We start from the raw sequence: 15,419 nt of genomic DNA, 5'->3' as shown, positions 1-15,419 counted from the left end.
GAGCATGGTGTCTTTAAGCACATTGGATTACACATTGATAATACTGTTTTTTACAGTAACGCTGTCTATTGGCATCTATGTTTCTAAAAAGTCGGGCAAAGACACCTCAGAGTTTTTCCTTTCTGGACGTACCATGCCATGGTGGTTATTAGGTGTATCAATGGTCGCAACCACATTCTCCACCGATACGCCCAATTTAGTAACAGACATCGTAAGAACACACGGTGTTTCAGGTAACTGGGTCTGGTGGGCATTTTTACTTACTGGGTTATTAACTGTTTTTGTGTATGCTAAGCTTTGGAGAAAATCTAACGTGAATACTGATATTGAGTTTTACGAATTTAGATATGGCGGCCAACCTGCAAAGTTCTTAAGAAAATTTAGGGCTATTTATTTAGGTGTTATTTTTAATGTTATTACCATGGCTGCAGTTACATTGGCGGCTATTAAAATAGGTGGTATCATGCTCGGGCTTGAACCTTGGGTAACAGTGGTAAGTGCAGGATTGATTACCGTAGTGTTTAGTGCATTAGGTGGTTTTAAAGGCGTGGTTTATACCGATTTTGTATTGTTTTTTGTGGCTATGGGTGGTGCCATTGGTGCTGCTTATTACTTGGTAAATATACCAGAAGTTGGTGGTATTGAAGCCATTATGGCTAATGAAAATGTAGCTGGTAAACTATCTATATTACCCGATTTTAGTGATAAACAAGCACTGATAACCTTATTTATTATTCCATTGTCGGTACAATGGTGGAGTTCTTGGTATCCAGGGGCGGAACCTGGAGGCGGGGGTTATATTGCACAACGTATGTTGGCAGCAAAAGATGAAAACCATGCTATCGGAGCGACTTTCTTTTTCAACATCATGCACTATGCTTTACGCCCTTGGCCATGGATTTTGGTTGCCTTGGCGTCATTGGTGGTGTTTCCAGATTTAGCAAGTATTCAAGACGCATTTCCTAACATAGCGAATGATAAACTGGGGCACGATTTAGCGTATTCTGCCATGCTTACCAAATTGCCTAGTGGTTTGCTCGGGTTGGTATTGGCATCGTTGGTTGCTGCTTACATGAGTACTATTTCAACCCAACTTAACTGGGGCTCATCTTATATTGTGTATGATTTTTATAAGCAACAAATCAATCCAAACGCCTCCGAAAAACAATTGGTAGCCGTTGGTAGGCTATCAACGGTGATCCTGATGGTATTCAGTGCCGTATTGGCATTGTGGTTACAGAACGCCTTGCAATTGTTCGAGCTTTTATTGGTGTTTGGAGCGGGAACGGGCCTTATCTTTATTTTACGTTGGTTCTGGTGGCGCATCAATGCTTGGAGTGAAATCACTGCCATGTTTGCCTCGGGCATTATTTCAATCTTATTGAAATTAACACCACTGGGTGCTTATCTATTTCATTCTGGAACAGGTGTTTTCGAAGATTATTGGCAGTATCCTTTAGTCGTTTTTACAACAACAATTATATGGTTAATAGCGACCTATATCACACAACCGGAAAGCAAAGTAGTATTGCAAGGTTTTTACAAAAAAATACAACCTGGTGGCCCAGGATGGACCAAGGTTATTAATGAAGCGAAAGCTGGTAATATTACCATAAAAGACTCTGAAGCTTCATGGAGTGTACCTTCAGGAATATTGGCAATGCTTCTTGGTTGTGTACTAATATACAGCTGTATGTTCGCAACGGGCTATTGGATTTATGGCGATTACAACTATGCCATATCATTAACGCTTGTGGCGATAGTTTCGGGCTATTTATTGAAACTAACATGGAATAAAATCAAGTCAACTATTTTATAAAAAAAACTAATAAAAGTAATGTTAAAAAGTACCATTGATAAAGCTACAGGTTTTGAAAAACGGTTCGAGAACATCGAAACGGTTGTTTTCGAAAATTCATCTACGGCATCAAAAGCGGTTGCAAAAGAAATTGCAGATCTTATAAGGGTTAAACAAGCCCAAAAGCAACCGTGTATATTAGGGTTGGCAACGGGTTCTTCCCCAAAAAGCCTATATGCTGAATTGGTGCGTATGCACAAACAGGAAGGTTTGAGTTTTAAAAACGTGGTGTCTTTTAATTTAGATGAATATTACCCTATGGAACCAGATTCCGTGAATAGTTATGTGCGTTTTATGAAGGAGTTGCTATTCAACCACATTGATATATTGCCAGAAAATATACATATTCCAGACGGGACCTTGCCAAAAGAAGAGATAGCTAATTATTGTGACCAATATGAAGCCAAAATTAAAGCCGTTGGCGGTATCGATTTACAGATATTGGGTATTGGCGGTAATGGGCATATTGGGTTTAACGAATCAGGATCTTTACAAAATTCAAAAACACGTTTGGTAGCTTTGGACCATATTACAAGGGTAGCTGCTAGTGGCGATTTTGGAGGGTTGAGCAGCACTCCTAGAACTGCCATTACTTTAGGTATTAAAAAAATAATGCAAGCCAAACGGGTCATCTTGATGGCTTGGGGAGAAGGAAAGGCCAATATTATTAAAGCATCAGCAGAAGGACCGGTTACCAACCAAGTACCTGCTTCGTTTTTGCAGGAACATAACAACGCCACTTTCGTCCTTGACAAAGAAGCCTCTTCAAAATTGACAAGAATCAATACCCCATGGTTGGTTGAAGAAATTGTGTGGACAGATAAAATGATCAGAAAAGCAGTATTGGGATTGGCACTTCATTTAAACAAACCAATTTTAATGCTTACTGATGCCGATTATATTGAAAACGGCATGAGCGGATTGCTTGCCGATTCCGGTCCTGCATACGATATAAACATTAAAATTTTCAATAAGGTACAGCACACCATTACAGGATGGCCAGGGGGAAAACCGAATGCAGATGATAGCAAGAGACCCGAGCGTGCAGAACCTGCAAAAAAGCGCGTGCTGATTTTTAGTCCGCATCCAGATGATGACATCATTAGTATGGGTGGCACTTTTAAACGATTACAAGAACAAGGGCACGAAGTACATGTGGGTTATCAAACTTCGGGTAATATTGCCGTTGATGATAGTGAGGCATTGCGATTTGCAAGTTTTGTTTGTGATTATAATGACAAGTTCGGAATAGAAAGTAAAGAAGCAGAAACCATTTATAAAAAAGCCATAAAGTTTCTTGAAAACAAAAAAACAAGTGAGATAGATATTCCTCAAGTAAGATTTATAAAAGGATTGATTAGAAAAGGGGAAGCACAAGCTGCCTGTCGTTTTGTTGGTGTGCCAGAAAACCAAATCCATTTTATGGAGTTGCCTTTTTATGAAACAGGAACCATTGACAAGAAACCTTTGGGAGAAGCAGATATTAAAATAACCATGGCCCTTATTGAGGCAATAAAACCACACCAGATATATGCTGCAGGCGATTTGGCTGATCCACACGGCACGCACAAAGTATGTTTGGATGCCGTTTTTGAAGCGGTAAAAAGATTAAAGACCAAACCCTTTATGAAAGACTGTTGGGTATGGTTGTACAGAGGTGCTTGGAAAGAATGGGGCATTGATGAGATTGAAATGGCAGTACCCATGGGACCGGACCAAGTACTTGAAAAACGAAAAGGGATTTTCAAGCATCAATCGCAAAAGGACGGCGTTGTTTTTCAGGGAGCGGACAGCAGGGAGTTCTGGCAACGTGCCGAGGACAGAAACAAAGAAACTGCCCAATTATATGATCAACTAGGATTGTCACATTATGCTGCCATGGAAGCATTTGTTAGATGGGAGTTTTAATGAATAACAACAAATGGATATAGAAAAAGGGATTATCCATGATCAGCAACCTGATCGATAAAGCTACATGTTTGGGTTGGTCATTGAATAAAAGAAAAAGAATTTTTAATCTGGAAATCTAATTTTAAAAAACTCAAAAATAAATTAACTAAAAACAACTCTAAAATGAATGATGAAACGAGCATGTTAAAAGCATTATCACCCAACGAAATGATTAATAGCGAACAGTCCCGATAGCTATCCGGGATGACCAATAAAAAGCAATAAATATGAACATATGAAACAACATTAACTCTAACAGACCTTAACTTAAAAACCGAAAAATGTTGCAGCATTTTCCGGTTATAATAAGTGACTCAATTTAATCTCTAATTAATAAATCACAAACAAAAATATGAAAAAAATCATAAAGCTACTCAGCAAAGAGAGGAACGGACTAAAACTTGCTTTAAATATGAAGTTAAGTGTATTGGTACTGCTTGTCTTTTTATTAAAAGTCAATGCGAATGCCTATGCGTCGAACTCAAATAATTCTTTAGAAATAGAGAAAGGTAATAATCAACAAATTACGGTTACAGGTAAAGTTACCGATGAATCAGGCATACCACTTCCGGGGGCTTCAGTTTTGGTTAAAGGAACAACCAATGGTGTCTCAACGGATTTTGATGGTGGTTATAAAATTACCGTTTCAAGTGGAGCATCCACTTTAGTGTTTTCTTATGTAGGTTTTGTTACACAAGATATAGCAATTGCAGGGAAGTCAACCATAAATGTAACTTTAGTAACAGACAATACAGGTTTAGATGAGGTTGTTGTGGTTGGCTATGGCACCCAAAGAAGAAAAGATGTTGCAGGTGCTATTTCGACTGTAAAGACGGAGGAATTAATATTGTCATCTTCACCGTCCGTAGGCGATGTCCTTAGAGGTAAGGTTTCAGGTTTGCAAATTGTTCAGAATAGTGCACAACCTGGAGGTGGTTTAGATATCCAGATAAGAGGAGCTGGATCTATTAATGCCAGTAACCAGCCTTTAATAGTTATTGATGGTTTTCCTACTACTGAGTTTCAACAACCAGGTACAGGAAACAGATATGATGGGGGCACTCAAAGTATTTTAAATTCATTCAACCCCAATGATATTGAGTCAATATCAGTATTGAAAGATGCCAGTGCCACATCCATTTATGGAGCAAGAGCCGCAAATGGGGTTATTTTGCTTACTACTAAAAAAGGAAAAACCGGAAAAGTTCAAGTTGATTATTCTTCATCATATTCATACCAAGCCTATAACAATAGTTTTGATGTTTTAAGCTTGCCAGAATGGATGCAATTAAGAAATGATGCTGCCAGAGAAAATTGGGAATTTACAAACAGAGTATCTCCTTATAGTAGCAGAACACTTGAAGAAGCTATTGCCGACCCTGTTAATGGTATTCCTTTTTCAAGATTTTATTCAGACGATCAAATTAATAATGCCGGACAAGGTACTAATTGGCTTGATTTAGTAACCAGAGATGGAAGTATTTTACAGCATAACCTGTCGTTAAGAGGTGGAACGGAAACTACTAAATATTATCTGTCCGGTAACTTATTTGAGCAAAAAGGGATTTTGAAAAATTCAGCATTTGATAGAGCTTCTTTACGATTCAATTTAGACCAGAAACTTAATGATTATGTGAGTTTTGGTATGAATCTCACCATGAGTAGAATTAATAATGAAAACAGCCAATTGGGGGGCAATCAATTTGAAAATTCAGGTCTTATTAGATCAGCCTTACAATACGGCCCACACATACAAGCTATTGATGAGTTTGGTAATTATCCAATAAATCCAGATAATGCACTCGAACCCAATCCATTTTCATTACTTACTATAACAGATAAAGGTGTTATCGATAGAACGCTTAGTAACTTTTTTATGGAAGTTAAGCCATTGCAGGGTTTAGTGGCTAGGTTACAAGTAGGCATAGACCAAGGTTACACCAGTAGAAACACCTATTTACCAAGAACAACACTTTGGGGAGCTTTGGAAAATGGTAAAGCAACCATAGCGAATCAGAAAAAAAATGATGAGTTGTTTGATTTTACTTTAAACTATTCTAAAATAATAAATGATGTCCATAATATTAATTTATTAGTTGGCTATTCCAGACAAAAATACAGATCTGAAAGTGCTAACTCTGGAAATAGTGATTTTATAACCGATGCGTTTTTATGGAATAATTTAAATGCTGGAGCAGGTACTAAAGTGATAGGCTCAACAAAACAAGAAGACAATTTAGTATCTTATTTTGGAAGGTTAAATTATGTTTTTAAAGATAGATATATTTTGACGTCCACCATACGTAGAGATGGTTCCAGTGTTTTTTCTAAAAATAATAAGTTCGCCATTTTCCCATCAGTTGCTGTTGGTTGGGATATAGCCGGAGAACCTTTCATGCAAAACTTAAACGATAATATATCGCAATTAAAGCTTAGGGTAGGTTATGGTGAAACCGGTAATGCCGATATCGGCTCAAACGCTTTTGCAGCCTATTTTGCACAACCAGCTTATTTGAACCCAGATGAATCTATACTGATTGGGGTATTTCCTTCAAGACTGGAAAACCCAGATTTAAAATGGGAAACTACCAGGGAAACAAATATTGGTCTTGACTTTGAGTTTTTTAAAGGTAAATTATCAGGATCTCTTGAAGTTTACAATAAGGTAATTTCAGATTTACTACAAATAAAACCCATTAATTCTTATAACGAAATAAATACCGTTTGGGCAAATATTGGATCGACCCAAAGTAGGGGAATTGAGCTTACTTTAAATACAATTAATGTAGATGCTGAAAACTTTAAATGGGAGAGTACTTTTACGTTCTCTAAATTTAAAGATAGATGGAAAGAAAGGGCTCCAGATTGGAAACCGGCAATATATCAAAATGTGGACGATCCTATTCGTGCACAATACTCCTATTTATCAGATGGTGTGATGCAAATAGGCGAAGTGGTACCTGCTCAGCCAGATTTATTTCCAGGGCAAATAAAACTAAAAGATGTCAACGGATTTGAAAGAGATGGTTCTGGAGACCCAGTAGTTGATGCAGATGGTAGATTTATACCAACCGGTGCCCCAGATGGTATTATTGATGAGGCCGATATTGTATTGCTTGGATCCTCAGATCCAGATTTTATTGCAGGTTTCAGTAACTCTATTAGCTATAAAAACTTCAAACTAAACTTCCATTTTAATGGGATGTTTGGAAGACAAATAGTAGATCAAACGGATTTTGCTTTGGGTGTTACTGCTATTGGAGTTGCAACAAACGGGCGTAATGCGTTAAGAAACGTTTATAATAGATGGACACCAGATAACCCAACAAATACAAGACCGGCATCCCATTTTGGATTCACGAGATATGGTTCAGGCGATTTCTTTTTGCAGGACGCTTGGTTTGTTAGGCTTCAAAACCTGTCATTGTCATACAATTTGCCAACAGAATGGATGGGTAAATTTATAACCAATGCCGCACTTAGGTTAGATGCCCAAAACCTTTTTGTAATTACACCTTATGATGGTGTTGACCCAGAAACAGATGCGTATGTAGCCGCATATCCAAACGTTAAAACATATACGATAGGTATAGATTTAAAATTTTAAAAAAATAAAATATGAAAACTATTAAAATTTATTTAATGGGATTGCTGGTTACACTGTCCGTGGCATGTAGTCCAGAACTTGAGTCCATAAACTACGATGAAATTAATCCAGCGATTTTTCCGCAATCAGAGGCAGATATAGAAGCTTTGGTTGTAGCAGCATATTATCCCTTAAGAGGTTCGTGGGCAAACGGTATTCACTCTACCTCAGAAAGAGGAGTGATGTTTACCTTAGATGCGACAACAGAAATTTTGCAGGGCGCTTATGGTCAACAACAGGAAGCAACCTTACATAGTTACAACCAAGCGTCGTCTACTTTTACCCGTTACTATGATGATTTTTATAACAAAATTAGCAGTCATACCTTAAGTATAGATCGAATTGAAAATTCCAGTGTCAATGAAAACTTAAAAAAACTGGGGATTGCAGAAATAAAATGTGCCAGAGGGTTTTTGGCTTATGAATTGTTTGATATGTTCGGGCCATTAGTGGTAGCGCCATTAGAGGTGTTAAAAAATCCTTTAACCGAAACACCATTAGCTAGGATGGAATATAACGAAATGGTATCTTTTATTGAAAATGACTTGCTGGATGCTGCGGTAAATTTACCTGCGCCAGGCAATGCTGCCTATGGAAGATTTAGTCAAGGTACGGCAAGAATGATGCTAATAAGGCTATACCTTCATGAAAAAAGATGGGCAGATGTTGAAACGCAATCCAATGCTATTATGGCTATGAATTATTATCAATTAGCCCCAGATTATGTAGGGATGTTTAGTAAAGTAGCACAAGTAGATAATAAAGAAATTATGTTTGTTGTACCTGCAGATTATGCGGGCACTAGTGAAAACCAATGGCAACTCATGGTTTTACCATCAAACTACCCAGTTCGTGGGGGTTGGAGTACCATACAAAGTTCTTGGAAATTCTATGATTCTTTTGAAGCTAATGATGTTCGTAAAACAAACCTCATTGCAGAATATGTGGGTACAGATGGCATTACCTATAATAGATCTAATCCTGGTACAGTCATGCAGTTGGGGCCTATTCCATTAAAAATTGATGCCGATGCCGATAGAAATTCTGGATTGACCACCGTTGATATGATCATTTATAGATATGCTGATGTGTTGCTGTCTAAAGCCGAAGCACTTGCCAATAAAACAAATGTTCCTAATCAAGAAGCTATAGATTTGGTAAATTTAGTAAGAGAACGAGCTAAACTAAATCCAATTTTATTAGCCAATTATGCTGATATTGACACCTTTAACAAGATGATTCTTTTAGAAAGGTCTCACGAATATTGGTGCGAAAACGGTCAATACCGTGCAGATTTAATAAGACACGGCAAGTACACCGAATATGCAAACGCTTTAAATGGGGTTGCAAGTCAAAGTGCTCCTTACAAAGCCTTATTTCCATTTTCTTTAGCGCGTATAAGCGAGGGTAAAGGGAAATTTTTACAAAATCCTGGTTATAATTAGTTTGGTTTAGTTGAAAAGGGTTGGTTTTATCTTTGAAAGCGTAAAAAAGCAACCCTTTTATTTTCAAACTCAAAAACATATAAGAAAAATTAAAATAATGGAATCTAGAAGAAACTTCATAAAGAAAACAGCCATTGTAGGTACAGGCATCTCGTTACTGCCAAATTTTAGTTTAGGATTGAACAGTATAAATGGTACTGCCGAAAAATTGAAAATCGGTTTGATAGGTGTTGGTTTACGTGGCACTAACCATTTGAATAACTTATTGTTGAGAAATGATGTTACTATTACCGCCATTTGCGATATAGACCCTGCAAGAACATCTTTAGCTGTAGAAAAGATTACTCAAAAAGGAAATAAAAAACCGCTTGTTTTTGGTAAAAATGATTACGATTATAAAAATCTTCTGGCCCTGGACAATGTAGATGCCATTATTATTTCAACACCTTGGTTATGGCATACACGTATGGCAAAAGACGCCATGAGAGCCGGAAAATATACAGGCGTAGAGGTGTCCGCAGCCAACACCATGGAAGAGTGTTGGGATTTGGTAAATACCCATGAAGAAACGGGCACGCACTTAATGATTTTGGAAAATGTAAACTACCGACGGGATATTATGGCGGTGCTAAATATGGTTAAGCAAAATGTTTTTGGTGAATTGGTCCATTTTAGATGTGGTTACCAGCATGATTTACGCCATATTAAATTTAATGATGGCGTGAACCCAGAAAATATAGGAGCCGAATTTGGAGACAAAGGTGTTTCCGAAGCAAAATGGAGAACACAACATTCCTTGTTAAGAAATGCCGATATATACCCAACCCATGGTGTGGGACCCATAGCCACTATGTGCGATATTAACCGAGGAAACCGTTTTCTGTCATTAACATCTAATGCCAGTAAAGCTGTAGGATTGCACAACTATATTGTTAAGGTAGGGGGCGAGAACCATCCAAATGCAAAATTAAAATTTAAGCTTGGTGATGTGGTAACTTCTACTGTAGAAACTGCAAATGGTGAAACCATTATTATCTCGCACGACACTAATTTACCAAGACCATACTCATTGGGCTTTAGAGTTCAAGGCGCTTATGGTTTATGGGAAGATGACGGAAATAGAATTCACATTGAAGGTAAAACTGAACCACATCAATGGGATGTGGCGGATGATTGGTTAAAGAAATACGACCATCCATTATGGCAAAAATACGGTGATCTAGCTAATGGCGCAGGCCATGGCGGCATGGATTTTTTCGTAATTCATGCCTTTGTTGAAGCTGCTAAACTAAAAGTAGCACCACCATTAGATGCCTATGATGCGGCCGCTTGGAGTGCCATAACGCCACTCTCTGAAGCCTCTATAGAAAATAATGGAGAACCCCAGGATTTCCCGGATTTCACAAGAGGTCAATGGGTAAAAAGAAAACCTTATAATTGGATTAAAAATGATTATTAAATAAATCATTTGTTAATCAAAAAAAAAATAAAATTATGAAAAATCAATTAATATTACTTTTTTTTATTGTCTTACTCATAAGTTGCAGTAGCAACAACGAGCCAGACAAAGAGGTTGTTGATGATACGGTTAGTGAAATTACCTATCAAGCCTCAACCGATGTGATCTCTAACCCAGAGCGCGGTTTTATGCATTCATGGAGCGTTGCTTCAGAGGGTGCACCTATCAACTTAGTAACGTTACAAAGTTTAAAAAATGAAAACGTAACAATAATTTTGCGTCTTTACAACTTAGCATCTTTTAAAAATTCTGATTTAAGTGCAGCTCAGTTAGCTTTAATCAGTACAGATTTCCAAAATCTGCGAACTGCAGGAATAAAATGCATATTGCGTTTCGCATATAATGAAAACCAAAATGATACGGATGCTCCGCTAAATATTATTCAAAGACATTTAGATCAACTTAAGCCATTGTTCACTGATAATGCAGATATTATTGCTTTTGTACAGGCAGGTTTTATTGGCGCATGGGGCGAATGGTATTATACAACCAATGGCTTAACAACCTTGGCAAATAAAAAAGCCGTGGTTGATAAATTGTTGGAAGTATTACCAAAAGAAGTGAAAATTCAGTTGAGAACGCCTCTTTACAAACAACAAGTTTTTAATTATTCCACGGCCATCGACGCCAGTGTTGGTTATGGTACTTCAGATATTGCAAGAGTGGGATTTCATAATGATTGCTTTTTAGCTAGCGCAGATGATTATGGAACTTACCAAAATGTAACTGCCGAGAAAAGTTACATTAGTAAAGAAGCTTTTTATGTTCCAACAGGCGGGGAAACCTGTCCACCAAGTGGGATACCTACGGCCAGTTGTGCCACTGCTGGAGGGGAAATGGCACTTTTGAAATGGACGTATCTTAATCTTGATTATTATGGGCCCGTACTACAAGTTTGGAGGACAAATAGTTGCTTTAAAGATTTTCAGAAAAGGCTAGGATACCGAATTGCATTGAAATCTTCAACCTTAAAAAAAGAAATTAATACCAATGGGTCTTTTGAATTGAATACCATTTTAAGTAATACTGGGTATGCACCAGTTTATAACACTAAAAAAACATTTTTAATATTTCGTTCTACCGCAAATGCTACTATCTATAAAAAAGAACTAAGCTTTGATATAAGAAAAGTGTTGCCTGGGGTAGATTATGAACTAAAAGAATCTGTTAGTACTGCTGGTATTCCAGCCGGAAGTTATGATTTGTTATTAAAGATTGAAGATGCTTCAGCATCATTATCAGACCGATCAGAGTACGCCATTCAATTAGCAAATAAAGACGCTTGGGAAACTACAACAGGTCTTAATAAATTATCACATAAACTAATAATAAACTAAAATTTAATCTCTAAAATAAATTAATTATGAAAAAACTAAAATTTTTCTACTGTTTAATTGCTGTTACGCTTCTTGCAGGATGCGGAACTGACGGTGTTTCAGAATCTGACAACGGCATCGTTGCAGACTTTTCTTTTACAAACGATGAAAGCACTTTTGCTTTTACTAACCTTTCTAAGGGAGCAACTACCTATAAATGGGATTTTGGTGATCTTTATTTTTATTGTGAAAAAGAAAACCCCACTTATACTTATACAACAGTAGGTGGCGAAATTAAAGTAACGCTTACGGTTACGAGCGAATCTGGACAAAAAGCATCTGTGACCAAAACTATTTCGGCACCAGAAGTTATTTTAGCCAGTATTACCATAGATGGTAAGTTTGATGACTGGGAAATTATAGATTATTTGTACCAAGAACCAAATGCGGTATCTATGCAGAAAATAAAAATTTGGGGCAAAGGGGATTATGTAAATGTTTATCTGGAAGGCAATAAAAAAATGAAAATGGAATTGGTTGATATGTATATTAACGCTGATGGCAATTCATCGACAGGGTTTTTAAGCTGGCAATGGCCATCAGGTTCTGGAGGCGACTTTTTGTTTGAAGGACCATTATTAAGTAATTCATGGGGTGGTTTTTATCAACATACAGATCCAGCAGGTGGCTGGGGATGGGCTTTTTTAGCCGGTTCTGGAGCAAATATATTTTCTTCCGGAATTAAAAGTGTTGACGCCAATACCAATGCTATTGAATTTGCCATTCCAAAAACGCAATTGGGTTCACTTGGTAGTACTATCGGTTTTGCCTTTTCTGAACTAACAAGTGGATGGGCAGCTGTTGGTAATTTTCCAACAGTAACGGCAACAAGCAAATATGTAACTTATGTGCTTCCAAAAGAAACTTTAGCGCTTTGCCAGTAATTATAGAATATTAATACATCCAGCTATTTCTGTAATAGCTGGATATGTTCACAATTAACATTTTTTTAAGTACATGACAAAATTTTAAATAAGAAGTTCAAATTATTAAAAATGAGCTCCTTAATAATTTCTCCCCTTTTTTAAGGGGATAGCTTGTGCCGAATTTTCGGTATGCCGATAGGCGGAGGGGTCAACGATAGAAGTTATTTAAATATCAACGAACTGTTTTTGTCATGTACTAAAAATTTTTTCATTAAAAATATTCTGTGATTCTTTAAATCGTATTCAGATGTGTATTGCCCTATTTCAAACCTAAAAACTTAACCCTATTTAAAATAAGTTTTGGTATTAACTTAAAAACATAAATAAAATGAAAACAACATTACTAAGTGCTATTTTTATAGCAAGCGGCGTATTTAGTTATGCGCAAACAGTTACCTCTCCTGTTACAAGTAGGATATGGTCAGATAAAAATTTAGGAGCTACCCAAGTAGCTACCTCAATAGATGACGTTGATGCCATGGGCGGTTTATACCAATGGGGAAGAAACACAGATGGTCACCAACTTAGAACTAGCACTGCCATTTCTGCTCCTGCTGGTGTAACAGCTGGAACTGAAGGTTCTAATTTCATATATACTGGATATACTCAGAACAATTGGTTAGATGCTGCTTCTGCTGATGATACACGTTGGTCCAATACAGGTGGAGCACATAACCCATGTACATCACAAGGTGCTGGTTTTAGAGTGCCAACAACTGCTGAATGGGTAGCAGAATTTCTTGTTACAACTTTTACTGATGTTGATGCTTTTGCAAGTTTCCTTAAATTACCGCATACAGGATTTCGATCTACTGGTGATGGAGCCATTTATGATGTAGCCACTACAAGTTATTATTGGACTAGTAGTGCGCCAGCTATCCATAAATATTTTTATGATATGGGAAATAATGATTGGGCTGATTGGCGCTCACATGGTAAGGCAGTACGTTGTATTTACGATGCTTCTTTAAGTACATCAAAAAAAGAGGTATTAGGCTTTAATATGTACCCAAACCCTACTACAGGTGGTGCCGAAATAAATTTCAGTTTATCACAAAGTGTTAAAAATGTAAAGGTTTTTGTTTATGATGTTACTGGTAAAGAGATATTTAAGCAAGACAATAACACCAGAACCATTAATTTAACTGGCGCATCAAAAGGCTTGTATTTGGTAAAATTTGTATTGGATAATGAAGCGACTGTGGTTAAAGAATTAATCATCAAGTAATATTTAAAACTATTGTATCTATTAAAAAGTAAAAAGATGAAACATTCATAGCTATAAATTTAGTTACCCATTGAAATGTTTAAATGAATGTTACATATGACCGATAAAAAGCAATAAAAATAAAAAGATGAAAAGGATATTCTTGCTAATTTTTTTGCTTTTTATAGCTACGTTACAAGCTCAAATAAAAGGAAATTTTAAATTACTTGCTGGTCAAGAATTGGAACTTTCTGGATATGATAACTTTAAGTCTGACATATTAAGCGTTACCAACGTAGATAGTTTAGGGAACTTTACATTAATATATCCAAATAGCTACAAAGGTATGGCTATTTTAAAAGCCAAAGATAAATCGTCTTTGGCTTTTATTTTAACCGAAAAAGACTTAAAAATTTCAGGAACTAGCCTCAATGAAAAAGATAGTTTGGTATTTGAAAATAGTATTGAAAACAAAGTGTTTATTCAATATTTTAAGGCGTACAGTCAACGCCAAAGTGCTGCTTCTGCGTGGTATTATTTAAAAGATAAATACCAAAAGGAAGCAATCTTCAAAAAACAAAAATCAGCTTTAAGCACTATAAAAAATGAGTTGGTTCGTATTGAAACTGAAGATGCCAATTTCCTAAAAGCATTAGAAAAAACAACCTACGTATCTTGGTATTTACCATTAAAAAAGTTGGTAAGCGATATGCCAATTATGGTAAGATATCACACAGAAAAAATCCCTGAAGTTATCAAACAGTTTAGAAGTATTGATTTTAACAATCCTAAATTTAAAACCAGCGGACTTTTAAAAGAACTCATAGACGGGTACTATATGCTATTGGAAAATTCAGGAAAATCTACAGATAGTATTTATACTCAAATGAATAGAAGTACCGATTATCTTTTAAACAATTTAAAAGATAATGAAAGTTTACTGAATGACGTTGGCGATTATCTATTTAATTATTTTGAAGGAAGAAGTTTGTTTAAAAGTTCAGAATATTTAGCGGTTCAGTTATTATCCCAAAATAGCTGCCAACTGGAAGATAAATTGGCAAACAAACTGGAAGCATATAGAAAATTTAAAATAGGAAATACAGCTCCAGATATTGTTTTTTCTGATGGAATAACACTAAGTAGTATTATATCCACCAAACTGTTGGTTTTTGGCGCATCATGGTGTCCAAAATGTGAAGAAGACCTTTCTAAATTGAGCAATTATTATACTGATTGGAAACAAAAAGGAGTAGATGTTATTTACATTTCTATTGATACCAATAAAGCTGATTTTGAAAATACTTATAAAAATGTACCGTGGAAAACAGACTGTGATTTTATGGGCTGGAATACACAGGCAGTAAAGGACTATCATGTTTTTGCCACCCCAGCCTATTTTTTATTGGATAAAGATTTAAAAATAATGTTGCGCCCAAATTCTGTTGAGCAAACCAATAATTGGCTCAATTCAAAAATTATGAATAATTAA

At 36.4% G+C, this 15,419-nt stretch carries 9 protein-coding genes; all 9 read left to right on the top strand.

The window, feature by feature from the left end; all coding sequences use genetic code 11:
* Nucleotides 1–4: 4 nt before the first annotated feature.
* The 9 genes from ACU1LP_RS09225 to ACU1LP_RS09185 all read left to right on the top strand — a co-directional run bounded on the left by ACU1LP_RS09225 (nucleotide 5) and on the right by ACU1LP_RS09185 (nucleotide 15,419).
* Nucleotides 5–1,819 carry a sodium:solute symporter family protein gene (locus tag ACU1LP_RS09225; protein ID WP_445736117.1) on the top strand — a complete coding sequence of 605 codons (1,815 nt, stop codon included), beginning with the start codon at nucleotides 5–7 and terminating at the stop codon, nucleotides 1,817–1,819.
* A gap of 18 nt (nucleotides 1,820–1,837) precedes the next feature.
* Nucleotides 1,838–3,766, top strand: a complete 1,929-nt coding sequence (nagB, locus tag ACU1LP_RS09220) for a glucosamine-6-phosphate deaminase (RefSeq protein WP_445730921.1) — start codon at nucleotides 1,838–1,840, stop codon at nucleotides 3,764–3,766.
* A gap of 394 nt (nucleotides 3,767–4,160) precedes the next feature.
* On the top strand, nucleotides 4,161–7,415 hold the full coding sequence (locus ACU1LP_RS09215) for a SusC/RagA family TonB-linked outer membrane protein (protein ID WP_445736116.1): 3,255 nt from the start codon (nucleotides 4,161–4,163) through the stop codon (nucleotides 7,413–7,415).
* A gap of 11 nt (nucleotides 7,416–7,426) precedes the next feature.
* Complete coding sequence (locus ACU1LP_RS09210) at nucleotides 7,427–8,899, top strand: RagB/SusD family nutrient uptake outer membrane protein (protein WP_445736115.1); 1,473 nt, start codon at nucleotides 7,427–7,429, stop codon at nucleotides 8,897–8,899.
* A 97-nt stretch (nucleotides 8,900–8,996) separates the two neighbouring features.
* Nucleotides 8,997–10,358: a Gfo/Idh/MocA family protein gene (locus ACU1LP_RS09205; protein WP_445730924.1), complete on the top strand. Its 1,362-nt coding sequence runs from the start codon at nucleotides 8,997–8,999 to the stop codon at nucleotides 10,356–10,358.
* Nucleotides 10,359–10,393: 35 nt separating this feature from the next.
* A complete protein-coding gene (locus ACU1LP_RS09200; RefSeq protein WP_445736114.1) occupies nucleotides 10,394–11,755 on the top strand; it encodes a DUF4832 domain-containing protein in 1,362 nt (453 codons plus the stop codon).
* Nucleotides 11,756–11,781: 26 nt separating this feature from the next.
* Nucleotides 11,782–12,678: a PKD domain-containing protein gene (locus ACU1LP_RS09195; protein ID WP_445730926.1), complete on the top strand. Its 897-nt coding sequence runs from the start codon at nucleotides 11,782–11,784 to the stop codon at nucleotides 12,676–12,678.
* Between the two features lie 370 nt (nucleotides 12,679–13,048).
* Entirely contained in the window at nucleotides 13,049–13,948 is a 900-nt protein-coding gene (locus ACU1LP_RS09190) for a T9SS type A sorting domain-containing protein (RefSeq protein ID WP_445736113.1), read from the top strand.
* 127 nt (nucleotides 13,949–14,075) lie between these two features.
* Complete coding sequence (locus ACU1LP_RS09185) at nucleotides 14,076–15,419, top strand: TlpA family protein disulfide reductase (RefSeq protein WP_445736112.1); 1,344 nt, start codon at nucleotides 14,076–14,078, stop codon at nucleotides 15,417–15,419.

Source organism: Mariniflexile sp. (assembly GCF_052728615.1).
Note: the sequence above shows the minus strand (reverse complement) of the source record. Positions and strands in the feature narration are given on the sequence as shown.